This is a genomic window from Streptomyces sp. NPDC047117 (genome assembly GCF_040643545.1).
GTDB lineage: Bacteria > Actinomycetota > Actinomycetes > Streptomycetales > Streptomycetaceae > Streptomyces.
The window spans coordinates 301132-324209 of the sequence record NZ_JBEYUN010000003.1 but is presented as its reverse complement, the minus strand read 5'-3'; the positions used below and the strand labels follow the sequence as shown (position 1 = coordinate 324209).

Below are 23078 nucleotides of genomic sequence, written 5' to 3'. Positions count from 1 at the left end.
ATGATCGTGGACTGCCATTGTCATGCGGGGCGAGGATCCGGCCTCAGCGGCCCCTGGGACACCGTGCCGTCGCTCGCAGACTACGAGTCCCGCGCCCGGGGAGCCGGCATCCGCCGTACCGTGCTGCTGCCCGTCTTCCACGAGGACTACGCGGTGGCCAACCATGACCTGGCCCGGATCGTGAGCGAGCGGCCCGAGCGCTACATCGGCTTCGCCATGGTGCACCCGGCACGGGACGCCGGCCGGGTGCACGCCCTGGTGTCGGAGGCAGTCGGCAGCTGGGGATTCCGCGGTATCAAAGTGCACCGCAGGGACGGACGGATCACCCGCGAGGTGTGCGAAACGGCGCGCCGCTTCCGACTTCCCGTGATCTACGACGTCATGGGTGAGACAGCACCCCTGGAACTGCTGGCCCGGGCCTTTCCCGACGTCAGCTTCGTCATCCCTCATCTGGGCAGCTTCTCCGACGACTGGAGTGCGCAGCTGTCCCTCATCGATCACCTGGTCCGCCATCCCAACATCCATGCAGACACCTCGGGGGTGCGCCGTTTCGATGTGCTTCGCCAGGCGGTGCTCAGAGCAGGCCCGGGAAAGATACTCTTCGGGTCCGACGGCCCGTGGCTGCACCCTGGTCTGGAGCTGGAGAAGATCCGTGCTCTGCGCCTCCCGCGCGCTGCCCAGGACCGGATCACCGGCGGCAATCTCCTGCGGCTGCTTCACAGCACGCCACCGCTCGGGCATTCCCGCAGCTGGGAGGAGCCGTGCGATTCGTCATCGAGCTGTACTACCGAGCGGATGAGGTGTACGGCCGGCTGTTCGCCGAGGGAGCGGCCGCGCCCGTACCCTTCCGCACCTGGCTGGAACTGCTGAGGCTGCTGGAGCGGCCCACGGGGCGGGATGAGCAGTCCGGCGATGCCGGGCGCGGCCCGGCACCCGGCAATGGGCACGATGCGACTTGAATCGCCGCGTCGGGGCCGCCACCGTGGTGGGTAGAGCAGAGCCCACTGACACACGTCAGGGCAGGGGGTGGCCATGCCGCATGCCGATCCGCTGCGTACGCCTGATGATGCCGCCTCCGATATCCCCTTCTTCGGCAGGGAAGAGGAACTCGCCGCCCTGAACTCATGTCTGAGAGCCGCCGCAAACGGCACCGGCCGACTGGTCCTCATCGAGGGTCGGCCGGGTATCGGGAAGACGGCACTGGTCCGGCGCTTCCTTCGGCTGGCGGACCATGTGACGACACTGGTCGCCGGCGGTGTCGAGGACGAAACGGCTCTCGCCTACGGCGTACTGGGCCGCTTCCTCTCGCCCGCCCCGGCCTCGGCGAGTGTGGCCACCGCCGAAGCCCTGCGCGAGAGAGCCGATGTCTTCGCTGCGGGATCCTGTCTGCTGGACCGGGTGAGCTGTCTTGAGGACGGCCGTACCGCTGTCCTGGTCCTGGACGACGCCCACTGGGCCGACACACCGTCGCTGCGAGCCCTTGCCTTTGCCCTGCGCCGGCTGGACACCGACCGGGTCATGGCCGTGCTGACCGTACCGGACCTGGGCGACGCCCGGCTCCCCGAGGGACTGCATCGCCTGCTCGACGACGACAGCACGCTGCGGCTGCCGCTGCGCGGCCTGCCCGTGGCCCAGCTCGCGGCGCTCAGTGCGAAGCTCCTCGCCGAACCCCTGCCCTTGTCCGCCGTCATGCGACTGCACGAACACACGCATGGCAACCCCCTGCACGCGTGTGCCCTGCTGCGGCAGGTTCCCCCGGCTCTGCTGGCATCCCCCGACACGGACCTGCCTGCGCCCCGCTCCTTCGGGCTGCTCGTCGTGGCGCGCCTGGCGCGCTGTGCGTATCCCACCCAGCAACTCGTCGCGGCGGCCAGCGTGCTCGGCGTGACCAGCCCTCTCCCACTGGCCGCCCGTCTCGCAGCCATCGAGGACCCTTTACCGGCGGTGGAGGAGGCAGCGGCCCAGGACCTTCTCCACCTGCCCCTCACCGTCGGTGCCCCGAGCCTCGCCTTTCCCCACCCCCTGATACGTGCCGCCGTGTATCACCACATCGGCCCCGCACGCCGGGCCGCCTTGCACACCCGGGCGGCACTTCTTGCGGAGGACGACTTCAGCACCCTGAAGCACCGCTTGCTGGCTGCTGCCTTCCCGGATCCACCGCTCGCCGCCGACCTGGCCGCCGGAGCCCGCCTGGCGATGCGCGCGGGTTCCGGAGCCACTGCCGCGCTACTGGCCGGCCACGCTGCCCGGCTGGCGGCGACGGACACCGCACGCGCACAGCTCGCCGTCGAGGCAACGGACGCCCTGCTGCATGACGGACGAGTCCCGGAAGCCACCGAGGCGGTCGGCGCATTGCCGGGCGATTCCGCATCCGCGTCGCACCGCTACGCCCGGGGGCGTATCGCACTCGTACGAGGCGAGGCACACGACGCCCGTGCCCTGCTCCAAGACGCATGGACCCGGTGCGCCGAACCCGCCTTGGCCCGCCGGATCGCGGAACAGCTCACCTGCACCTGTCTCATCCAGTGCAGCACGGCATCCGTACTGCACTGGGCGAACCTCGCGCAGGCCCTGCCACCAACCGCATTCGGCAGTGGGATGCTGCGATTCGCGCACATGGCCGCCCTCGGCATGGCCGGCGCCACTACCGAGGGTCTCGCCCACGTGCAGGGGCTTCCGGACCGCGTCCTGGTCCAGGAGGACGACGCCGACCTGCTGATCGGCCGGGGCGTGCTGCGCCTCTGGTCGGACGATGTCGAAGGAGGCCATGCCGATCTACGAGCGGCCCTCCCGCTCTGCCGACGTGGTCCCGCCGCACTTCAAGTGCTGGGCGGTGTGCTCCTGGGCGAGGCCGAATTCCGTCTCGGCCGATGGGACGATGCGCTCCTCCATCTTGAGTCGGCCTCTGCCACCTGCACCGACACCGGACAGCTGTGGCTGGAACCCATGGCATACGGTCAGACCGCCGTCGTACTGGCCGCCCGGGGAGAGCAAGGGCTCTCCGCCCGGTACCTCCATCCCCTGCGCTCCGGCAACGAGCAGTGTCACAACGAGCTCGGCAGGCTCCACAGCGCCAGGGCGCTGGCACATCTCGCAGCGTTACGCGACGCTCCTGAGCAGGCGGTGAGTGCCCTGCGCCCCCTGCTCGAGGGCGCTGCCCGCGTGGATCCCGGCGTGGTTCCCTGGACAGATCTCCTCGCGGAGTCCCTTGTCGAGCTCGGTGAGTACCACGAAGCGGAGGAAGTCCTGGGGCACCTGGAGGAAACGGCCTCCGCACGCCTCCGCCACTCAGCGCTGGCATCCCTCGGCCGTATCAGAGGTACTCTCCTCGCTGCCCGGCATGACAAGGAGGCCGCGGAGCGTGCATACCTCGACGGTCTCGGACACGCGGACCACGTGCGGAATCCCTTCGAACGCGCGCGTATCGGGCTGGACTTCGGCGCCTTCCTCCGCCGTTCCGGCCGCCGTTCCGAAGCCGCGGTTCATCTCCGACGCTCCATGGCAGTCTTCACGGAACTGGGTTCCGCACCGTACCTTGCCCGCTGCGAGCGGGAGTTCGCCGCGTGCGGATACGGTGGCACGTCCATCTCCACGCGAATGCCTCCGCTGACCCCTCAGGAGTTGACCATCGCCCGGCTGGTCACCACCGGCCGGACCAACCGCCAGATAGCCCGTGAGCTGATGCTCAGCATCAAGACCGTCGAATGCCACCTCAGCCATATCTACGCCAAGCTCGACAACAGCTCACGCGTGGCCCTCATCAACCGGCTCTCTGCTGGGCGCTAGGGCCTGTCCGGCGGAGCTTGTCGGCGGGCACGGGGCGGTGCCACGAGCGAGGCATGCGTGCCGGACTGCGCGGGACCCTGCAAGGTCCGCCGGACAGGCCTTAGCGGAGGACCTGCTCGATGTGGTGGTCGAGGACGCGTTCGGCGGCTTCCGGGGTGCGATAGCCGAGGGCGATGTCCACGCCGAGACTGGTGGCGAGGGACCAGCAGATGTCGGCGTCGGTACGTTCCTCGCAGCGCGGCTCGCTGCCCCGCTCCTCCCGGGCTGCCGTGATGAGGCCGGCGGTGAAGGTGAGCAGCTCGTCGTCCCCCGGCGCCAGGACCTTGGCCATCGTCGGATCGGAGACCGCCCGGCCCGCGGCCGCCAGCGCGAAGCGCATCAGCCGCGTGCTCTCCTCGGCCGGGCTGATCAGGGCGTAGAGGCAGGCGCGGAGAACGGCCTCCGGGCTGGTCGTGTCGGCGGCGGTGACCGCGTTCTCGATGGTGGCGTTCACGGCCCGTACGGCCCGGTCGAGGGCATCGCGGATCAGGGCCTGCATCGAGGAGTAGTAGTGCTGGATCTGGCCCATGGAGACGCCCGCTTCCTCGGCCACCTTGCGCAGCGACACCTGCTCGATGCCGCCGCGCACGGCCAGTGACCAGACGGCCTCGACGAGGCGCGTCCTGCGCGCTTCGTGATCCACGATCTTCGGCACGGTACCGCCGCCTTCCTCGTCACCTTCACCATGCGATCGCATTGTAAAACGAGCCCCGCCGGTTTACAGTGCAAGTGCATGGTAACCGCAGTCAGACCGAGGGGGACCCCATGAAATACGGCCTCTACCAGGCGCTCGGCATGGCGCTGCTCGTCATCGGAGCCCAGGGCGCAATCCGCCAGCTCGTCGACCACGACAACGCCGGCCTGCTGGGCTGGCTACCGGGAGGCTTCGCCGCGAGCATCACCGTGTACGTACTGGCCGTCGTGATCGGCGCGGTCATCGCGGGGTGGGCTCACGATGCTCGTAAGGCGGCCGGCGACTGACTCGGCGCGGGGGGGGAGTTGGCATCGGATCGTGGCAGCCGCGATGCCGTCGCGCCTCGGGATTCGGTGCGAGTGGATTAAGGCCTGTCCGGCTGATCATGGGCGAAGCCGGGGTCGGATCGAGGCGACGGTGACGGTGCCGTGGAAGACGTAGACGCGTCTGTCGTATCTGGTGGCCACGGCTCTGGAGTTCTTGAGGCCGTTGATCGTCCGCTCAACTTCGTTCCCCCTCTTGCAGATCGCCTTGTAGAAGCCGGCGAGCCGGCCACCCCTGCTGCCTCGGCCTCGTCAGTTGGCTCGCTGCTTCTTCGACTCGGAGACGGTGTGCTTAATATGGCGTCGTCGCAGATAGCGGCGGTTGCGGCGAGAGAAATACGCCCTGTCCCCGCCGAGGTGATCGGGTCGGGTGCGCGGATACCCGCCGCCGAGGCGGCCGACGCAAATGCGTTCCATGACCGGGATGAACTGCGGGCCGTCGCCCCACCGGGTGAGCAGCAGCACCAGCGGACGGCGGCCGCCTTCACCGGCGAGGTGGATTTTGCAGGTCAACCCGCCCCGGGAGCGTCCGAGTCCCTTGTCGGGGCGGTGCTGGCGGGGCGTGCGACTTTCCCGGCACGCGCGCCGCTCTCCTGCGGGCCCCGGCGGCGTACTGGTGGGCCCGGCAGGAGGTGGAGTCCACGCTCGCCATCGACCAGTCGATGCGACCCTCGTCTCCGCGTCGGCGAGGACGGCAGCGAAGACCTCGTCCCCCGTGCCGTCTGCCGTCTGCCGTCTGCCGTCTGCCGTCTGCCGTCTGCCGTCTGCCGTCTGCGCCGCTCGTACCGTCCTCCATCTCCCGAAACGTGCAAGCAGATCCCTGCACGGCACCCCTGTGCGGTTCCGGTACAAGATGCCGTTGATGGTCCTGCGATGGCTCGCCCAGCGGCCGCCTCGCTTGCCGGGCTCCGGCAGCTACGGCTTCAGCCGGACCCATGCATCGTTCAACAGATCTCCCCGCCCCATGAGCATGCCACCAACCACAGGTCGAGGAAGTCACATGATCCACCGGACAGGCCCTGAGGAAGTGGCAGGTCCGACGCCGAGTTTCACGCTGGCACTGCTCGTGCTGTCTCTTCGCCGGCGAGTCGTTCTTGCAGGAGACCGTGGCGGAAGAGGTGGACGCCGCCGCTCTGGCGCAGTACGCCGTGGTCACGGGCGTCGTCGAGGAAACGCAGGACGTTGAACGGTAGTCGTCGGCGGAGCGCCAGCCAGGCGCGAGTGAAGACGAACTGGCCCCACGCACTGCTCACCAGCGAGATTTCAGCCGTCATCAAGAAGCAACCGGCGAGCACGGCCAACGCCACCCTCACCCCCGCTCGTGTTCCCTGGTCCGAAGCAACCAGCGCGCCCATGGTCACGGCAAGGACCGAACCGTAGATGATGCCGGCGATCAGGGAGGTGCCCAGCGCGTAGGCGCGGTCACGGCGCAACACCGCGTCCGGGCTGGGCTGTTCGGCGCCGACGAGGGGAGGCACGTCCCAGAGCCACAGCAGGGCCAGTCCGCTCAGGCCGCCCGCCACGGCGATGGCACCTGCCGACGTGGCCGCGAGCAGCAGCCCCGCGCCGGGCTCGCCCGCGGCCCAGCCGCCCAGCAGGGCAAGCGTGCCGAGGACGCCTGCCGGCCCGAGCCCGATCGTCAGCACCCCCACACTGAAGCGACGATGCAGGGGCGTATGGCGCTCAGTGGAGCGCCACTGAACAGCAGCGGGCGGGGGCGGTGTCGTTCTGCTGGTGCAGGCACCGCCCATGATCAGGCCGACGATCCCGAAACCCGGGCCGAAGAGGGTACCGAGGCTCACCATTCCCAGGAAGGCGGCCGTCACCACGGTCATCCCCCGCAGCACCCGACGCGGCACTGCCCGGTGCAGCTCCCACCAGGCCAGCTCCTGCGTGTGCAGGCGGGACAGATGCCGGGCGAGGAAACGCAGCCGCTCCGGGGCACGGTGCGGCAGGCTACGGCCGTACGCGGTGCGGAGGAACGCATCCAGCAGGTGGTTCTCGATCTGCTCGCGGGCGGCGAACCGGCGGTCGTCGACCAGCTCCGACGGGGTGGCGTCGGCATCGCTGTACGTGGTCCGGACGAGCGTGACCATCAAAGGGGAAGAGAGCGCTTGCGCCAGCTGGCCGTGTGGTTGGTCGGCCAGTCGGTTGAACACCGGCCGCCAGATATCGGTGTGCTGCCGGCGGGTGGACAGACGGAGGTAGTCACGGATCTCGGCACTGGACAGTGGCTGGAGTTCCACGACAGCCGCACCGGTGAGTACCCGGTTGGTCAGGGCGGTTTCGTACTCCTTCGGCCGGCTGGTGAGGACGAGTGGTTCTCCGTCCGTGAGGCTGCTGTCGAGTTCGTTGATGGCAGTGGTGCGCAGGGACGGTGCCAGCTCGTCCAGGCCGTCCAGCAGCGGCATGATGCGGTGGGCGTCCACCAGCCGCCGGGCCAGAGTCGGTGCGGTCTCCGCCTGCACGCGCAGGTACGGGTAGTCTCGGCTCAATTGCTCGGCGAGCCACTCACGGAAACCGGTACGCACCGGATTCCAGGAGCGCAGCGATACCACTACCGGAATGGGACGGCCGGGCTGCCATCGTTCCAGCAGACGCCTGGCCAGGCGGGTGACCAGGACCGTCTTACCGGCCCCTGCCTCACCGAGCAGGACGAGCCGCCGCGACGGGATGCGTGCGAAGACTTCAGGAACATCCCGTACGGGGTCGTCCAGCGCACCTGAGAGGTCCAGTGGGCCGGCCGCGTCGGGAGAGCGCCGCACGACTTCCCAGTGGTCGGCCACCGGTCGGTGGGTGTTGGCCCAGCGCACCGGCAAGGGCAGTGGATCCTGCAAGCGGCGGTCCGCCTCGTCCGCCAAATAGCGGTGCAGCAGGTCCTCGTGGACCTGCTCTTCGGGGGCCCGGTCCGGTGCGTTGTGCTGTCGGCGGTGCAACGCCCAGGCGAAGAGGGGGCCGAGAAGGGCGGCCATGGAGCCCGCGACCGCAAGAACGTCCTTGAGTCCGCCCAGCGAGTAGGCGGACCACACCCAGGCCGCCATGGTGAGGAGGACCGCCGTGGCCGATCCGGCCACGGCCCAGCGCAGGTGCGTCGCCCTCCTGTGGCCCATGCCCCATGGTCCTGCGCCGGCCACGGGCCGCATAGGGAGGACGCGGCGAGCGGGCTCTGCGGGCCCGGGGCCCGGTGCAGCCGGTCCGCTCTGCAGTCGGCGCTGGAGTCGGCGCTGAAGCCAAGATCGATTGTCAGTGGTGGGTGAGAAGGTATGAGTACCGAGTGGGAAGAGGGGGACCAGTCATGTCAGCAGTGATGTCCGGAAGCCAGAACTACATCAACCACGTTGCTCTCGTGTTGGATGCCAGTTCGTCCATGTCACACCTGAGCCGCAAGGTCGTCGACGTCGCCGACCAGCAGATCGCCTATCTCGCCCGCCGATCGAAGGAGCTGGACCAGGAGACCCGTGTCACGGTGTACGTCTTCGCCGACAAGGTGGAGTGCGTCATCTACGACAAGGACGTGCTGCGGATGCCGTCCCTGAAGCAGCTCTACCGGGTCGGAGGCATGACAGCTCTGCTGGCAGCCACACTGAAGTCGCAGCAGGAACTGGCGCAGACCGCCCAACTGTACGGCGACCACAGCTTCCTGACCTTCGTACTGACCGACGGACAGGAGAACGCGAGCCACCGCTGTCCGGATGCCCCTGCCGGGAATCCGCGTGAACTGGTGCAGGCCGTATCCACGTTGATGGCAACACAGGAGGACAACTGGACGCTGGCCGTCCTGGTGCCGGACCAGATGGGCAAGCGCGAGGCCATGCAGTGCGGCTTCCCGAAGGACAACATCGCCATCTGGGACGCCACCAGCACCCAGGGCCTGGAGGAGGCAGGGCAGGTCATCCAGCAGGCCACCGAGAACTTCATGGTGGGCCGGGCCAACGGCATCCGGGGATCACGCGCGGTGTTCTCCACGGGCGCGGAGGCAGTCAACAAGGACACCATCAAGAAGGCCGGTCTCACCCCGGTGAACCCGTCGGAGTACCAGCTGATTCCGGTGGCTCGCACGGCGGCGATACGTGAGTGGGTCGTTGAATGCGGTCACACGTACCGCACCGGTTGTGCGTTCTACCAGCTGAGCAAGTCGGAGAAGATCCAGGCGCGGAAGCAGATCGCGGTGCTGGAGAAGAAGACGGACCGGGTGTACACGGGGCCGCAGGCCCGATCCCTGCTCGGCCTGCCGGACGCGGAAGTCCGCATCACCCCGGACCACAACGACGACTTCACGATCTTCGTGCAGAGCACCAGCGTGAACCGCAAGCTCGTACCGCACACACGGCTCCTGCTGATGATCTGAGCCTGAGGCAGGCATCGGAGGGGCTCCGCCGGCACGGACCGGCGGAGCCCCTCCCCGTTCAGTGGCGCAGAGGTGCAGTGGCGCAGTGGTGCAGTGGTGCAGTGGTGCAGTGGTGCAGTGGTACGCAAGCTGGGCCTACGCGGGCCCGGCATCACATCAATCACAGCGGCAACGATCTGACCTTGTAGTTCTCACCGCCGTAGAGGGACTCGTAACGAATGTCGATGAGCATGCGCTGGGCAATGAGGTCCCAGAACCAACCGTGTTCGTCTCCGTCGAAATCGTCGATGTGGATAAGGAAAACCTTCTGCCCCACGAGGACGGCTCCTCCCCCGACCAAGGTGGAGACCTTGGGTTGCATCGGGAACGACCGGATCACCGTGCGGTACGTCTCCAGGTCCCACTGCCCGATGACCTCTCCGTCGAACGTCACCACGGTCTCGATCACGATTGCCGGTCCGAGGCCGGCGTTGATGACCTCAAGACGCGCAATGTTGTCCTTGAATTCCTTCACCCGTCGGATCTGCAGCAGGGGCCGCACGGACTGCCGGTTGTGTTCCCGGACCACCTTGGTTTGAGCAAAGCTGATCGCGAGAGAGCCAAGTGCTATCGCGGACGCGCAGACAGCAATGCCCGTATCAGTGTCCACTGCCACCCCCACTGCCGTGCAGCTTTCGGTGGAGGACGAGCCTGACCTACACGCGGTTCCGCTCATGAGGCGTTCCTCGCACCTGGCACACCAACAGGGGTTTTCGATCTCCCCCACCCCAATACGGGACTCGGCGCCCAGGGACACGAGCATCACGTGCCGACCTGGGTTTGACCCCTCATCACCTCCTGCCACCTTCGTTTCGAAGACGTCGAGGCGCGGCGGTGCCTTCGATTGGCAAAAAATTACGCCCCTCTCGCCTCGCTCCCCCGCACTCCGACCTCCCTGCCCCGGCCTAAAGGTGCGCGTCACTGCCGCTACGCCCAACCGGGTCAGGATTTCTGGCGCGCGGTAGCGGTCAGCGAGCCGAGGAGGGTGAGGGCCTCGCTGCTGGGCGAGGCGGGCTCGGCGTGGTAGACGACGAGTTCCTGACCCGGGGCGGCGCGGACGTCGAAGGTCTGCATGGTCAGTGTCAGTGGCCCGACGTCGCGGTGGACGAAGCGTTTGCTCTCCAGCGCCTTGCCCCGGACATCGTGGCGTGCCCACAATTCGGCGAACTCCGCGCTGCCTTCCAGCAGTTCGGTCAACACCTGCCGCACCCGCGGGTGACCCGAAGCCGCTCCGTGGTTGAGCCGGAAACCGGCAACGGAGTTGCGCGCGACCTCGTGCCAGTCGCGGTAGAAAGCGCGGGCGGCCGGGTCGGTGAACACCACATGCATGAGGTTGCGTGAGTGCGCCCAGCCGTGGAAGAGCGCGTCGGCGATCGCGTTCGATGCCAGGACGTCGTACGCGTGGTTGTAGACGATGGCCGGGTTGTGCGGCCACGCGTCCATCAGGGCCAGCAGACTCGGCTCGACTCTGTCCACCGTGGCGGCGGCCCGGGGCTGCGGGCCGAGGCCGGCAAGCCGGAAGAGATGCAGGCGGCCGTCCTCGTCCAGCCGCAGCGCGGCGGCCAGGGCGTCGAGCACCTGCGCGGAGGGCGTACGCTCCCGGCCCTGCTCCAGGCGTACGTAGTAGTCGGCGCTGACTCCCGCGAGCAGCGCCACCTCCTCACGCCGCAGCCCCGGCACCCGGCGGTGCCCTGTGACGGGAATATTCGCCTCGGCCGGAGTGATTCGAGCGCGCCGGGTAGTGAGATAGGCGCCGAGTTCTGAGCGTGCCATACCGTCATCGTAGGTGCGGGCCCTCCCGTCATCCTGGGTGCGCTGCACCCAGGAACAGGTCGCCCTTCCTGCGGGTCCTCCGGCCGGGCCAGGTTTGAGGCCATGACCACACAGCCATCCGCGCCGCAATGCGCACAGCAATCCGCACCGCGAAGTGCACAGCAAACCGAACGCGCCATGCCGACCGACCGCAAGGTCGTCCTCGTCACCGGCGCCAGCAGTGGCATCGGCGCGGCCGTCGCCACTCGGCTCGCAGCGGACGGGCACCAGGTGGTGGCGGGGGCCCGCCGCACCGACCGGTTGCAGGCGCTGGCCGAGACCACAGCCGAGGCAGCCGACCGCTCCGGCGGCGACCTGCTCCCCGTACGGCTGGACGTAACGGACCGCGCGGACGTCGCTGACTTCGTGCAGGCAGCGCGCGGCCGCCACGGCCGGGTCGACGTCCTGGTCAGCAACGCCGGCGTCATGCCCCTGTCGCGCCTGGACTCCCTGCTCGTCGACGAGTGGGACCGGATGATCGACGTCAACGTACGTGGCCTGCTGCACGGCATCGCCGCTGCGCTGCCCGTGTTCACCGCACAAGGCTCGGGGCACTTCGTCACGGTCGCGAGCACCGGCGCCCACGAGGTCGTGCCCACCGCAGCCGTCTACTGCGGCACCAAATACGCGGCCAGGGCCATCACCGAAGGCCTGCGTCAGGAGTCCGCCCCCTTCATCCGGGTCACGACCGTCTCGCCCGGCGTCGTCACCTCCGAGCTCGCCGACACCATCACCGACCCGAAGGCCGCCGAGGCCATGCGCGCCTACCGCGCCCATGCGATCGGGCCCGACGCCATCGCCGGGGCCGTCTCCTACGCCCTCGCCCAGCCGCACGACGTCGACGTCAACGAGATCGTCGTACGCCCCGTGCACCAGCGCTGACACCCACCGAAAACCAACCAGAGCACCCAACCGGAGAACCTCATGACCACGCCCCCGCATCGTGCCACCGCCCCCGCCACGTGGGACCTCACCGGGCGAGTTGGCGTCGTGACCGGAGCCGCCCGCGGCATCGGCCACGCCACCGCGACACTCCTGCACGCCCGCGGCGCCCGACTGGTCGTCACCGACCGTTCCGAGGCCGTCGAGGAACTCGCCGCGAAAGACCCCGACAACATCGCCGCGCTCGTCGGCGACGTTGCCGACGAGGCGCTCGCCCGGGACACGGCGGCCCTCGCGACCAGCCGCTTCGGCTCGCTCGACATCCTGGTCAACAACGCCGGCCGCACCTTGAACAAGCCGGTCACCGAAACCACCGTCGAGGAGTTCGACGACCTCCTGCGCGTCAACGCCCGCGGCAACTTCGTCCAGGCTCGTGAGGCGTTCCGCGCCATGGATGCCGGTGGTGGCGGCGCGATCGTCTCCATCGCATCCGTGTCGTCACTCGTCGCCTTCGCCACGCAGACCGCCTACGCCGCGTCGAAGGGCGCCCTGGCTCAGATCACCCGGGTACTGGCCACCGAGGGCGGCCCCAGAGGCATCCGTTCCAACGCCGTACTCCCCGGGGTCATCGACACCGACATCATGGAAGGCGTCGTCGACAAAGGCCGCGAGATGCTCGCCTCCTTCGGTTCCGCCCACCCGATCGGACGGATCGGGCACCCCCACGAGGTCGCCGAAACCGTCGCCTTCCTCGCCTCCGACGCCGCCTCCTTCATCACCGGCGCACTTTTGACCGTCGATGGTGGCTGGACCGCACAGTGACGGTGGAGGGTGGAGGGTGTACGCGGCGGGCAGCAACACGCAGTCACCCTTCTCCACGACGTACGCGAGTCGCGCCGGCAGGCCCCGCCTCCGCACGAGCGCGCTCGGCCGCGAAGAAATCCACCAACACCTTGGCCGTCTCCTCGGGCCGGTCCTCGGCAATGAAGTGGCCGGCACCAGGGATCGTGACGCGTTCAGCGCCGGGGATGGCGGCGGCGAGCCGGTCACCCGTGGCGGGTGCCAGCCACTGGTCCTCCGCGCCCCACACAACGAGGGTGGGGGCGCTGACTTCGCCCAGGCGGGCCACGGCCTCGCGGGTGTCCTCGAAACTGACGGCGCAGACCTGGTCGATCCAACGCTGCTGCCCTTCGGCGCCCGCCCAGGGGGCACGGTAGGACTCTGCGACTTCCTCGGACATCGGCCGGTGGACAGCGGTGCGGAGGCGGGCGGTGACAAGGTCGTCGAAGATGTGCAACGGCATCGTGCGGTACGCCTCGGCGTAGCGCTGCTGGTGTTCGGTGAAGGGGGTGTTCCAGGGGCCGAGAACGGCGGCGTCGAGGAGCGCGATCCGAGAGGCCGGTACGCCTTCGAGCAGGTGGGCGCGCATGACGACGCCACCGCCGATGTCGTGTCCGACGAGTGCGGGAGTTTCGAGGCCCCAGTGCTCGACGAGTTCGGCGAGGGTCCGGGCCTGCTGGGCGATGGAGGGAGTGGCTCCGGGATCGAGGTCGCGATCGAGGCGGGAGGCGCCGAAGCCGAGGAGGTCCCAGACGTAGACGGTGTGGTGGCGGGCGAGAGTGGGGACGGCGTTCCGCCAGAGGTAGGAGGAGGCAGGCGTGCCGTGGACGAGGACGACGGGCGGGCCGTCGCCGAAGACGCCGGTGGCCACCTCGCCGGCGGTGACCTGTACGTACTGGTGGAGGTGCCACGGGCGGGTGCGGGAGTGCGTGGTCATGCCGACCTCTCCATAGCGGTAATGGGTATACTCGCCTTTCTTCGATTACCGTAACATGGAGTAAGGCTTGAAGTTTCTTTTTTCTGATTACACGCTCGGGGCGGGCGTTGCCACCGGCCTGATCAACACCTCTGCCCGGGTTCGCAGAAGCACCGGCGAAACGCTCACGGAACCGGCCGTGCTAGGCCGATTCCTGAGCGAGCACCATGTCCCCATGGACGCCACACCCTCCGGCGAACACCCGACCCAGCGGGACCTGGAGGAGGTGCTGGCACTCCGTCACGAGCTGCGCACTCTCCTGGAGTCCGACAGCGAGGACCGCGTCGCCGAAGGCGCGAACGCCATGGTCGCCACGGCAGGGGCGGGGCCACTCCTGGAGCGGGATGCGGACGGCCACTGGCAGTGGTACGTCGCCACCAAGCCACAGGCATCGCTCGCCGAAGGGCTCGCCGCACTGATCGGCACCGGCCTCCTCGGAGTGTTGCGCACCCTGTCCCACCACCGCATCCGCCACTGCGCCTCGCCCGTGTGCGACGGGATGTTCGTCGACACCAGCAAGGCGGGCCGGCGCCGGTACTGCATGCCCGATCTGTGCGGCAACCGCCTCAACGTCGCGAAACACCGCGCCCGCCGGCAAGCCGGCACGGGCCAGAACAGCGAGTGACACCACGACGAGGAGAGGTGAGGGCCCACACCACTGGCCAGGTAAAGGAGATCCCCCTCATAACGGTCAACAGGTGTCCGTAGGCGACATCGAGCCCGGCGGTGCCCCCGCAGCCTCCGGACCTCCGGAGTCTCCGGGAAGCATCGCTCTGACCTGATGTCACTCGTCGACGGCATCGGAAGGCGTCGGTGCAGCAGGAGCCGAGCCATGGCCCCGTACGCGGACGAAGGCGATCAGCACGATCACGCAGAGCAGAGCGACGAAGCCTGCGAAGTACTGCACTGCGGCGAGAAGTCCAGCGAGGGTAGCGAGGAAGCCGACTCCGATGACGGGCACGCCGACGCCGAGGTAGATGATCACGTAGAAGCTGGACAGCACGTCGGCGCGGCGGTCTGCCGGAGCGGCTTGGCTGACCGCGGTGAGGCCGCCGAGGAACGCACATCCCTGCCCGAAGCCGGCGACCACCGTGGCGAGGAGTAGCAGCGTCAGCGAGGACAGGCCGCCCGCGAGGGCGAGCAGCGTCAGTCCCGTGGCCAGCAGAGGGAGACCGACCAACTCCAGGTTACGCGCCGACCTTCCGTAGCCCATGAGTTGGGCGACCACGGAACAGGCCAGCATCAGTGCCACTACGGCACCGCCCAACAGGAGATTGTCGCTGCCCGCCAGAGTGGCCACATAGGTGGGGATGAGCGTGAGGAACAGCCCGATGACGGCGAATGCGAGGAAGCCGACCGTCCCACTGGTGGCGAAAGCCGCCCGCATCGCCGCGGGGATCTCCGGTCGACGAGGGCGCCACCGAGCCGCTGGGCGGGTTGCCGGCAATGTGCTGATCGCTGCCGCCGCCGGCACCAACAGCACGATCTCCACTACGAACGGCAGCACATGCGGAGCCGGTGCGTACTGAGCGAGTACGCCGGCGAGCACAGGACCCAAGCCGAGGCCGCCCACAGAAGCCACGGTCGCCATCAGTGCCGCCTTGCGCCGGTTGCCGGCGGGTTCGAGTTCCGCCAGCGATGCGGTCAATGCCCCCGAGGCCGCGCCGAGCGCGAGTCCCTGCAGGATGCGCGCCGCGAAGAGCCACTCCGTGTCCGCGGCCAGGGCGAAGGACGCCGCCCCCAGCACAGCGAGAGCCAGCGCCGGGAGCAACACTTTCCGGCGGCCGATCGCGTCCGACAACGGGCCTGCCACCAGCAGGGACGGGATCAGTGCGGCTACGTACGCCGCGAAGATCAGCGTGACGACCAACGGCGAGAATCCGAACTGTGCCGCATAGCCCCGGTACAACGGCGTCGGCAGATTCGTACCGGTGAGCAGGATCAGGAGTGCGTAAGCCGCAGCCCAGAACCTCCACTTCCCCACCGGACCGGTCCGCGCGGCCTGGATCGTGTTCGGTAAGCCCGAGGCCTCGGCCTGGGCGGCAGCGCGGCACGGCGTCCCGCCGGCGTGGGCAGCGTCAAGGCGATGGGGCAGCATCCGTTCCTCCACAATCTCATGTTCGGCATTCGCGAACATAGCAGATGTTCGCGCTTACCGAACATGCTTGGCTATGCTTCGGGGATGGCTAGCCGTACCGCAACGAAGCTTGTGCACCCCGACCGCGCTCGGTTGCAGTTCACTGCCGTTCTGGCTGCCCTGAGCGACCCGGTGCGACTGGCCATCGTCGCCCGACTGGCAGATGCCGAACCCGACGGCGAACTGGCATGCACGACCTTCGCGTTGCCGGTCAGCAAGTCCACCCAGAGCGGCCATTTCAAGGTCCTGCGGGAAGCAGGCGTGATCCACCAGCGGGACGAGGGGACGCGACGGCTGAACCGGCTCCGCCGAGAAGATCTCGACGCCCGCTTCCCCGGCTTGCTCGATATCGCCATCCCACAAGGGCACGACGTGATCGCCAGCTGGTAACGACGCCTGTCGGCGCTCTCACGAGGGGGATGAAGCGATGACATTGCATTCCGATGTGGCCGAGTTGCTGGCGGAGGCCGGCATCCTCGACGTGGACGTCGAGGATGCCGTCGCAGACGAGCACGTCCGATCGTCCGCGTACCAACGCGTTGTCTCGGTGACCGCTTCTTCGCGCAGCCGTGACCGGGACCGCGCGATCGTGGCCACGATCCTGCGCGACCCCAACGAGATGTCATCCAAGGGGGCGGTGGTCGCCCTCGTGGACAGGATCGCGATGAAGGCGACCGGTCCTGCCGAGTTCCGGCGGTGGTCGGCCGAACTGCTGCCGGAGATCGACCAGCTCAAGGCCGAGGGGTACCGCGCGTTCATCCGCCGCCGCATCCACGACTGGCTGTTCTACCTTTCCATCGAGGACGGCCACGTGCCGACACCGGCCGAGTTTGCGGAGGTCACGGACTGGATGCAGCGCTTGCTCGCCGAGGTGTCGATGTCGCCGGCGGTACTTGCCCTGATCGCCGAGTCGGCCAACACCAAGAAGACACGGAACATCGCGAAGAACCGAGCCGGGAGCCGCAAGCTGCGAGTGAAATGAGTCGGTAGTGGTAATCGGCTGGAGCGCCGACTGCCTCACCCATAACAACGGCGCTGCAGCACTGAGCGATCGGCATCCTCGTCAATACCGGGCTGGCCGTGATCGGCTTCGTGGGCGTGCTGTTGCCGGCGAAGGACACCATGGCGAGTGGACCGTATGTGAATTCCCTCCTCCCGGCCCAAATGGATGAGAGCTGATAGGTGTCAACCCCTGCGTCTCGCGGGATAGTTGAATGCCATCCGCTTTCTCATGGCCTCGCCGGGGCAGAGGAGATGAAGAGATGATCACAACGAGACGGCTGTTACGCACAAGAGCCGCCCTGTTCAAGGGCGCAGCCGTTGCCCTCGCCGCACTCGCCATGCTGACCGTACAGGCGGGGCCGGCTGCTGCCGCCGAGGAAACGTCCTGCGCGCCGCATCAGGTCGGCGGCGCCATCTTGGCGAAGTACGTCGAGATGGGCGGGGAGGGCTCGCCTCTGGGCTGCCCGACATCCGATGAGCTGCCCACCCCGAACGGGCGCGGCAGGTACAACACCTTCACCGGCGGTTCGATCTACTGGACCGCCACGACCGGCGCCCACCCCGTCTGGGGCGCCATCCGCGACAAGTGGGGAGCCTTGGGCTGGGAGGCCGGCAAGCTGGGATTCCCCCTCACTGACGAGCTGACCAATCCGGACGGCCAGGGCAAGCGCCAGCAGTTCGAGGGCGGCACCGTCTACTGGCATCCGACGCTGTCCAACGGCGCGCACCCCGTGTGGGGACGAATCGGGGAGCTGTGGGCAGAGTACGGATGGGAGGGCGGGGCGTTCGGCTACCCCACCTCCGACGAAGGGTGGGACGAGGCCTACAAGTCGGTTTACCAGACATTCTCGTCCAACAACCTGACCCTCTTCTGGAGCGCCGGCGGCGGCGTGGAAGGGTGCGTCAATGAGTGCGTGGGCTACTCGGGCACCACAGGAACCGACTGGTTCAAGGAAACCCGGGTGGAAATCCCCGTCGGAACCGGCGACGTCGTCGTCCGCGCATACCCCACGGAGGACGGTTTCCTCAACGCCCGCACCGATTTCGTCGGGGCCTGGGAGCAGGCGTGGAGCCTGGCGCCCTACCCGAACGGAGTCAGCAACACAGAGCACCGGTCCCTGTATGAACAGTTCGCCTGCCATGCGGTCTTCGCGGACAAGGACACGCCCGGACACTGGAACACCGGACCGAGTTGGGATCTGGAATCCTGGCGCAGCGACGTCAGCATGGACTATGCGACAAGCCCGATTTACGTCCTGAAACATCGGTGCAACTGGGACTGACTGCGTCCCGTAGGCGACCTCTCCCCGTGCGCCGCCCGAGGCAAGCGAGCCAGAACCCACCCGGCACGGCGCGGGCCAGCCTGGGCTTGATGCGTTAATCCACACTCTCCACCTTCGATTCGAAGACGCCAGGGCGCAGCGGCGCCTTCGATCATTCGGCCAGCAGCCAGGGCGAGCGGCGCCTGCAACCGTCCACTTGCGACCGTAGCTGGGCCGCCCGGGGCGTAGATCAGGAAGCCTGACTCCCGTGTCTCATAAGAGCCCTTTGGAGGTAATGACGCGTTTCTGACTGACGTGACGGCCGGTCGGCAGGAAGGATCAAGCGCGGCCAGGGGGTCGAGCCGCTGAGTGTCGGCCCCGTCCTGCGTCTACCCACTGAGGAGCATTTGTTGATCACGCGCCGTTCGGCCGCGCTCGCCGCGCTGGCCGTTGCTGCCGCAACGCTCACAGCACCCAGCGCACACGCTGCCGACACCCCCGACACGTCCGCGCCCGTCGCCGCAGCCTCCATCACCCGTGCCGAAGTGCTGGCCCGTACGAAGTTCTGGTTCGATCGCCAGGTGCCCTACAGCCAGAAGCGCACCGCCCCCGACCCGCAGGGCAGGGGGTACCGCACCGATTCCAGCGGCTATGCCTCCATGGTTCTGAAGCTGCCCGCACCGGGACGCAACACCCAGGGGCTGGCCGACCCTGCCATCACCCAGAAGATCACCAAGGCTCAGCTCCAGGTCGGCGACCTGCTCCTCAACAAGACCAGGCACGTCGTGATCTTCGCCGGCTGGGCCAACGCGGCCAAGACCAAGTACTGGACGTACGAGCAGACCCCGCCGAAGGTCCAGAACCGCATTGCTCCGTACCCGTACTACCCCAACAACGGGAAGTTCGAGCCCTACCGCTACCGGTTCATCAAGTAGCACTCGCGGCTGCCGGCAGAACCTCCGCCCGTCTGATGGCGGGTGATAGCGCCGTTGACACTCAGCGCCGGCCAGGCCACCGGCCACGACTGCCGCTGATATCGGCGTTATCACCCGCCTCAGCCTGTTGTTCAACTGCCGGAGGGCCACCGTCCGGCGAACTCAACGCCTGGGCTTCCGAGCTCAACGCCTGGGCTGCACGACGCACCGCGATGCGGCGACGCCGCTTCCGATGGCGCGAAGCAGCAACGAAAGTGCAGGGGAACCGATGACTTTCGTCGATGCCGCGCGGGGTGCCGCGCTTTCTAATCTCCTGCCATGCGAACAACAACCGATCACCCCAACCGGCTCAGCAGAACTGCCCGGACGACTGCCGTAGCCGTCGCCTTCGCTGCGCTGCTCGCGCCCGTAACCACCACGAGCGCCACCGCCGCCGCACCACCCGCTGCCGGGGCCGGGGCCGGGGCCGCGGCCAGAACCGGTGCCGGGCAACACACAGCAACTCAGCAGGCGTTGCAGGCTGTGGTGGAGGAGGGCCTGCCGGGGGTGGCCGCCGAGGCCTGGACAGGGAAGGAGAGGTGGTTCGGGGAAGCCGGGTACGCCGACACCTCGACTTACCGCAAGCGTTCCCGCGCGGACCACTTCCGGGCCGCGAGCATCACGAAGGTGTTTATCGCCACTGTCCTGCTGCAGCTCCAGCAGGAGCGGCGGCTCGACCTCGACGACACCGTGGATGCCTGGTTGCCGGGGGTCGTACGCGGCAACGGTAACGACGGCCGGAAGATCCGACTGCGCCAGTTGCTGAACCACACCAGTGGCCTGAGCAACTACACCGACGACCCCGAATTCGCGCGCCGCGCCGCCGGCCCCGGGTTCGCTGAACACCGCTACGACACCTACCGCCCCGAAGACCTGGTCGCACTCGCGATGAAGAGTCCCCCGCGTGACACGCCGGGTGCGGCCCACTACAGCAACACCAACTACATCCTTGCGGGAATGGTCATCGAGAAGGCGACCGGTCACTCCTACGCATACGAAGCCGAACGCCGCATCGTGCGACCGCTGGGGCTGCGTGAGACCACCTTCCCGGGCCTGCGGGCGGCCATGCCGCGCCCGCACCCGGTCGGCTACTCGCGGCTGCACAGCAAGGAACCCAATGCCCCGATCGTCGACGCCACCGAACAGAACATGTCATGGCTCGGCGCGGCGGGCGAGGTCATCTCGACGACCGGCGACCTGAACACCCTCTTTCACGCCCTGCTGCGCGGCAGGCTGCTGGCTCCGGAAGCCATGCGGGAGATGCTCACCACCGTGCACTCCGAGGAGGACGGCTTCGACTACGGACTCGGTGTGGAGTCCGTGACGCTCTCCTGCGGAGTGCGGATCTACGGCAAGACCGGCCGTACCAACGGCTCCCTGTCCGGACTGGCCGCCACCAAGGACGCCAAGCACCAGCTGGCCTTCAACATCAACGGTGACTGGCCCAAGAACGCCGCCACGTACGTCGGCGTCGTCGACGCCGAATTCTGCGCTACCCGTACGCCCTGACCCGACCCGCGCCATGGCCCCCGGAGCAGGACCCGGGGGCCATGGGATTGAGCCCCTACCGCCCCGGATAGTTCATAGGCACGTACAGGTATCTCTCACGATCCGCACGACCCCTACGACCCCGGCGACCCCAGCGACCTCGCGACCCCACGATCCCCACGATCCCCACGAGAAGAAGAGTCCTGCATGACCGACGGCCCGCCCGCATCCGCGTTCCTCAGCTATGCCAGCGCCCTCCTCGACCTGCTGTCCGGCACGCCCGCACGCCCCGTCATCACGGCTGCCGACGGGCGGCAGATCACCGCCGGCGAGCTGCGCGACAACACCTACCGGCTGGCCTGGGAACTGGCCGGACGGGGCTTCGGCCCGGGTACGACCGTTTCCCTCCTCACGGGCAACACCCCGGAGGCCCTCACGGCCCGCTACGCGGCACACCTCGCCGGCGCCCGGGTCGTCCACCTCCACAATGGCCTGGCCTCCGCCGTGCTCGCCCGCATCGCCGAGAGCACCGAGACCACACTGCTGCTCATCGACTCCACCCGGCACACGTCGGCGAAGGAGCTGCTGCCCCTGCTCGACGGCCCCGCTGTGCTCGGGCTGGGCCCCGCTCCCTTCGGTGAGGACGTACTGGCGGCCGCCGCCCGGCGTGAGCCCCGCGCCTTCACCTCGCCGGTCGGACCGGAAGACGACCTGTACATCCAGCACACGGGTGGAACTACCGGTATCCCCAAGGGGATCCGTACGACGCATGGTCCGTACGGGAGGGGGGTGGGGTTCCCGCTGCCCGATGCGGGGGATCCGCCGCGTTATCTCGCCTGCACCTCACTCGCCCGGCTCGCCGGCTTCCTCACCGACAAGACTCTGATGCAAGGCGGCTCCGTCGTCCTGCAGCACCCTTTCGAGCCCGGTGCCGTACTCGCCGCGATCGCTCGCGAACGCATCACCCACCTGTGGCTCCTGCCGGCACAGCTGCACCAGCTCCTCGACCACCCGGACCTGCCCCGGACGGACCTTTCCAGCCTCACCCGGATCACCTACGGCGGCTCGCCCTCCTCCGCCACCCGCTTGCGTCAGGCGGCCGAGGTCTTCGGCCCGATCCTGTACGGCTGGTACGCCCAGAGCGAGATCCCCGCCATCAGCGAAGCACGGCCGCACGAACACACGATCACCGGTCCCGGCGGCCGTATCACCGTCGGCCGCCCCGTGCCGGGCGTCGCCGTCGCCATCCGCGACGAAGAGGGCAGGACCCTGCCGCCGGGCGCGGAAGGCGAGATCCAGGTGCGGTCCCCCATCGTCATGTCCGGCTACTGGAAGCAGCCCGAACTCACCGCCGCAGTCCTGCGGGACGGCTGGCTGCGCACCGGCGACATCGGTTCCCTCGACGAGGACGGCTATCTCTTCGTCGCCGGCCGGCGGGACAACGTCATCATCGTGGTGGGCGGCCACGTCCATCCCACCGAGGTCGAGGACCTCCTCCTCTCCCATCCGGCCATCTCCCAGTGCGCGGTGTTCGGCGTCCGCGACGTCGACGAGACCGAACGCATCCACGCGGCTGTCGTCCCTGTGCCCGGGCACAACCCCAGCCTGGAGGAGATCCGCGCCTTCGTCAGCGCCCACAAGGGGCCCCGGTACGCGCCCGAGGCACTGCACCTGCTGACCGATATCCCGCTCACCTCGGCGGACAAGCCCGATATCGGGCTGCTGCGCACGACGCTGGCAGCACATCTCGTACCCGAAACGAAGGACTGAGCCGCCACGCGAAACGGGGGCGGACGTCGCACCGGCGCCCGCCCCCGCACGTCAGCCCGCGGTTTTCGTGTGCCAGATCGCCCGGCCGTTGGCGTAGATGACGACATTGCCGTCGTCCTGCACCGAGAGCTGGGCATCGTCGTTTCCACCGGTGTCGGAGTGCCACAGCCGACTGCCGGAAGCGTCGTACACGGCGAAGTCGCCGTTCGTTTCCAGCGCGGCCGTTTCCCCGTTCGGATACACGTTCTCTGCCTGCCAGGCAGCCTTGCCGTTGCGGTAGAGGACGAAGTTGCCGTCCTCCTGAAGGCGCAGAAGGGTGTTGCCGTCACCGGATGTCCAGGCCTGGTTGCGACCGATCAGCGTCCTGGGCCGGAAGTCCGCATTCGCCATGTCTTCCCCCTCGCATCGGTCCGGGGCCGTTCCCCTGACCGCCCGTCACAGTAACTGTGCCGAACCGAGGTATCGCGGGGGAAATAAGCCGACTTATTCGGCCGGTACGGACACGGCGATGGCCGTCCGGCAGGAGACCCGAGAGCAAACGGCCCCGCCGCTCACATCGCGAGGACGGGGCCGGCATGGAGCGCTGGGCAGGCAAGGAAACCGGCCGAACGCGAAAGGCCGCCCACGCGACCGCCCCGCCGCCCCGACCACCTGACCGGGGCACCCCGCCACTCCGACGGCGTAACGTGCCACGGCCTCCCGCTTC

At 68.3% G+C, this 23078-nt stretch carries 20 protein-coding genes and 1 pseudogene; 13 read left to right on the top strand and 8 right to left on the bottom strand.

What is annotated here, in order from left to right; translation table 11 throughout:
* Complete coding sequence (locus tag ABZ840_RS07495; RefSeq protein WP_361554760.1) at nucleotides 1-870, top strand: amidohydrolase family protein; 870 nt, start codon at nucleotides 1-3, stop codon at nucleotides 868-870.
* Nucleotides 871-1032: 162 nt separating this feature from the next.
* Nucleotides 1033-3786, top strand: coding sequence for an AAA family ATPase (locus ABZ840_RS07490; RefSeq protein WP_361554757.1), 2754 nt, complete (start codon nucleotides 1033-1035; stop codon nucleotides 3784-3786).
* Between the two features lie 100 nt (nucleotides 3787-3886).
* Here ABZ840_RS07490 and ABZ840_RS07485 read toward each other — a convergent pair whose 3' ends face one another.
* Nucleotides 3887-4480 carry a TetR family transcriptional regulator gene (locus ABZ840_RS07485; protein ID WP_361554754.1) on the bottom strand — a complete coding sequence of 198 codons (594 nt, stop codon included), beginning with the start codon at nucleotides 4478-4480 and terminating at the stop codon, nucleotides 3887-3889.
* 110 nt (nucleotides 4481-4590) lie between these two features.
* Between ABZ840_RS07485 and ABZ840_RS07480 the strand changes: the two genes are divergently transcribed.
* Nucleotides 4591-4806 (top strand): hypothetical protein, encoded by a 216-nt coding sequence (locus ABZ840_RS07480; protein WP_361554751.1) that lies wholly within the window; start codon nucleotides 4591-4593, stop codon nucleotides 4804-4806.
* Nucleotides 4807-4902: 96 nt separating this feature from the next.
* Here the strand turns inward: ABZ840_RS07480 and ABZ840_RS07475 are convergent.
* Both ABZ840_RS07475 and ABZ840_RS07470 read right to left on the bottom strand, forming a co-directional pair.
* A pseudogene (locus tag ABZ840_RS07475) lies at nucleotides 4903-5757 on the bottom strand (IS5 family transposase).
* A gap of 134 nt (nucleotides 5758-5891) precedes the next feature.
* Nucleotides 5892-7952: an NACHT domain-containing protein gene (locus ABZ840_RS07470; protein ID WP_361554748.1), complete on the bottom strand. Its 2061-nt coding sequence runs from the start codon at nucleotides 7950-7952 to the stop codon at nucleotides 5892-5894.
* A gap of 197 nt (nucleotides 7953-8149) precedes the next feature.
* On the opposite strand from ABZ840_RS07470, the gene ABZ840_RS07465 reads away from it, so the two are divergent.
* Complete coding sequence (locus ABZ840_RS07465) at nucleotides 8150-9190, top strand: vWA domain-containing protein (protein WP_361555405.1); 1041 nt, start codon at nucleotides 8150-8152, stop codon at nucleotides 9188-9190.
* A 160-nt stretch (nucleotides 9191-9350) separates the two neighbouring features.
* Here ABZ840_RS07465 and ABZ840_RS07460 read toward each other — a convergent pair whose 3' ends face one another.
* Nucleotides 9351-9905, bottom strand: coding sequence for a hypothetical protein (locus tag ABZ840_RS07460; RefSeq protein WP_361554745.1), 555 nt, complete (start codon nucleotides 9903-9905; stop codon nucleotides 9351-9353).
* A gap of 266 nt (nucleotides 9906-10171) precedes the next feature.
* Nucleotides 10172-11002, bottom strand: coding sequence for a helix-turn-helix transcriptional regulator (locus tag ABZ840_RS07455; protein ID WP_361554742.1), 831 nt, complete (start codon nucleotides 11000-11002; stop codon nucleotides 10172-10174).
* Nucleotides 11003-11179: 177 nt separating this feature from the next.
* Here ABZ840_RS07455 and ABZ840_RS07450 point away from each other — a divergent pair, with 177 nt between their 5' ends.
* Entirely contained in the window at nucleotides 11180-11923 is a 744-nt protein-coding gene (locus ABZ840_RS07450) for an SDR family oxidoreductase (RefSeq protein ID WP_361554739.1), read from the top strand.
* Nucleotides 11924-11965: 42 nt separating this feature from the next.
* Entirely contained in the window at nucleotides 11966-12745 is a 780-nt protein-coding gene (locus tag ABZ840_RS07445) for a glucose 1-dehydrogenase (protein ID WP_361554736.1), read from the top strand.
* Nucleotides 12746-12788: 43 nt separating this feature from the next.
* Here ABZ840_RS07445 and ABZ840_RS07440 read toward each other — a convergent pair whose 3' ends face one another.
* Nucleotides 12789-13700 (bottom strand): alpha/beta hydrolase, encoded by a 912-nt coding sequence (locus ABZ840_RS07440; protein WP_361554733.1) that lies wholly within the window; start codon nucleotides 13698-13700, stop codon nucleotides 12789-12791.
* A 67-nt stretch (nucleotides 13701-13767) separates the two neighbouring features.
* On the opposite strand from ABZ840_RS07440, the gene ABZ840_RS07435 reads away from it, so the two are divergent.
* A complete protein-coding gene (locus ABZ840_RS07435; RefSeq protein ID WP_361554730.1) occupies nucleotides 13768-14364 on the top strand; it encodes a CGNR zinc finger domain-containing protein in 597 nt (198 codons plus the stop codon).
* 159 nt (nucleotides 14365-14523) lie between these two features.
* Here the strand turns inward: ABZ840_RS07435 and ABZ840_RS07430 are convergent, their stop codons facing one another.
* Entirely contained in the window at nucleotides 14524-15876 is a 1353-nt protein-coding gene (locus ABZ840_RS07430; RefSeq protein ID WP_361554727.1) for an MFS transporter, read from the bottom strand.
* Between the two features lie 45 nt (nucleotides 15877-15921).
* On the opposite strand from ABZ840_RS07430, the gene ABZ840_RS07425 reads away from it, so the two are divergent.
* The 6 genes from ABZ840_RS07425 to ABZ840_RS07400 all read left to right on the top strand — a co-directional run bounded on the left by ABZ840_RS07425 (nucleotide 15922) and on the right by ABZ840_RS07400 (nucleotide 22372).
* Nucleotides 15922-16266 (top strand): helix-turn-helix domain-containing protein, encoded by a 345-nt coding sequence (locus ABZ840_RS07425; RefSeq protein ID WP_361554724.1) that lies wholly within the window; start codon nucleotides 15922-15924, stop codon nucleotides 16264-16266.
* A gap of 37 nt (nucleotides 16267-16303) precedes the next feature.
* Entirely contained in the window at nucleotides 16304-16858 is a 555-nt protein-coding gene (locus ABZ840_RS07420; protein ID WP_361554721.1) for a hypothetical protein, read from the top strand.
* 280 nt (nucleotides 16859-17138) lie between these two features.
* Nucleotides 17139-18161: a DUF2599 domain-containing protein gene (locus ABZ840_RS07415; protein ID WP_361554718.1), complete on the top strand. Its 1023-nt coding sequence runs from the start codon at nucleotides 17139-17141 to the stop codon at nucleotides 18159-18161.
* A 389-nt stretch (nucleotides 18162-18550) separates the two neighbouring features.
* A complete protein-coding gene (locus tag ABZ840_RS07410) occupies nucleotides 18551-19075 on the top strand; it encodes a hypothetical protein (protein ID WP_361554715.1) in 525 nt (174 codons plus the stop codon).
* Nucleotides 19076-19393: 318 nt separating this feature from the next.
* On the top strand, nucleotides 19394-20623 hold the full coding sequence (locus ABZ840_RS07405; RefSeq protein ID WP_361554712.1) for a serine hydrolase domain-containing protein: 1230 nt from the start codon (nucleotides 19394-19396) through the stop codon (nucleotides 20621-20623).
* A 186-nt stretch (nucleotides 20624-20809) separates the two neighbouring features.
* The gene (locus tag ABZ840_RS07400; protein WP_361554709.1) at nucleotides 20810-22372 is read left to right on the top strand and encodes an AMP-binding protein; all 1563 of its coding nucleotides are present in this window, start codon (nucleotides 20810-20812) and stop codon (nucleotides 22370-22372) included.
* A gap of 51 nt (nucleotides 22373-22423) precedes the next feature.
* Here ABZ840_RS07400 and ABZ840_RS07395 read toward each other — a convergent pair whose 3' ends face one another.
* Nucleotides 22424-22762 carry a hypothetical protein gene (locus tag ABZ840_RS07395; RefSeq protein WP_361554706.1) on the bottom strand — a complete coding sequence of 113 codons (339 nt, stop codon included), beginning with the start codon at nucleotides 22760-22762 and terminating at the stop codon, nucleotides 22424-22426.
* Nucleotides 22763-23078: the final 316 nt, after the last annotated feature.

What these genes read in the sequence shown, in the direction of transcription:
- ABZ840_RS07495 (WP_361554760.1), top strand. Translation starts at nt 1, where the DNA reads ATGATCGTGGACTGCCATTGTCATGCGGGGCGAGGATCCGGCCTCAGC.
- ABZ840_RS07490 (WP_361554757.1), top strand. Translation starts at nt 1,033, where the DNA reads ATGCCGCATGCCGATCCGCTGCGTACGCCTGATGATGCCGCCTCCGAT.
- ABZ840_RS07480 (WP_361554751.1), top strand. Translation starts at nt 4,591, where the DNA reads ATGAAATACGGCCTCTACCAGGCGCTCGGCATGGCGCTGCTCGTCATC.
- ABZ840_RS07470 (WP_361554748.1), bottom strand. Translation starts at nt 7,952, where the DNA reads ATGGGCCACAGGAGGGCGACGCACCTGCGCTGGGCCGTGGCCGGATCG.
- ABZ840_RS07465 (WP_361555405.1), top strand. Translation starts at nt 8,150, where the DNA reads ATGTCCGGAAGCCAGAACTACATCAACCACGTTGCTCTCGTGTTGGAT.
- ABZ840_RS07460 (WP_361554745.1), bottom strand. Translation starts at nt 9,905, where the DNA reads ATGAGCGGAACCGCGTGTAGGTCAGGCTCGTCCTCCACCGAAAGCTGC.
- ABZ840_RS07455 (WP_361554742.1), bottom strand. Translation starts at nt 11,002, where the DNA reads ATGGCACGCTCAGAACTCGGCGCCTATCTCACTACCCGGCGCGCTCGA.
- ABZ840_RS07450 (WP_361554739.1), top strand. Translation starts at nt 11,180, where the DNA reads ATGCCGACCGACCGCAAGGTCGTCCTCGTCACCGGCGCCAGCAGTGGC.
- ABZ840_RS07445 (WP_361554736.1), top strand. Translation starts at nt 11,966, where the DNA reads ATGACCACGCCCCCGCATCGTGCCACCGCCCCCGCCACGTGGGACCTC.
- ABZ840_RS07440 (WP_361554733.1), bottom strand. Translation starts at nt 13,700, where the DNA reads ATGACCACGCACTCCCGCACCCGCCCGTGGCACCTCCACCAGTACGTA.
- ABZ840_RS07430 (WP_361554727.1), bottom strand. Translation starts at nt 15,876, where the DNA reads ATGTTCGCGAATGCCGAACATGAGATTGTGGAGGAACGGATGCTGCCC.
- ABZ840_RS07425 (WP_361554724.1), top strand. Translation starts at nt 15,922, where the DNA reads ATGGCTAGCCGTACCGCAACGAAGCTTGTGCACCCCGACCGCGCTCGG.
- ABZ840_RS07420 (WP_361554721.1), top strand. Translation starts at nt 16,304, where the DNA reads ATGACATTGCATTCCGATGTGGCCGAGTTGCTGGCGGAGGCCGGCATC.
- ABZ840_RS07415 (WP_361554718.1), top strand. Translation starts at nt 17,139, where the DNA reads ATGATCACAACGAGACGGCTGTTACGCACAAGAGCCGCCCTGTTCAAG.
- ABZ840_RS07405 (WP_361554712.1), top strand. Translation starts at nt 19,394, where the DNA reads ATGCGAACAACAACCGATCACCCCAACCGGCTCAGCAGAACTGCCCGG.
- ABZ840_RS07400 (WP_361554709.1), top strand. Translation starts at nt 20,810, where the DNA reads ATGACCGACGGCCCGCCCGCATCCGCGTTCCTCAGCTATGCCAGCGCC.
- ABZ840_RS07395 (WP_361554706.1), bottom strand. Translation starts at nt 22,762, where the DNA reads ATGGCGAATGCGGACTTCCGGCCCAGGACGCTGATCGGTCGCAACCAG.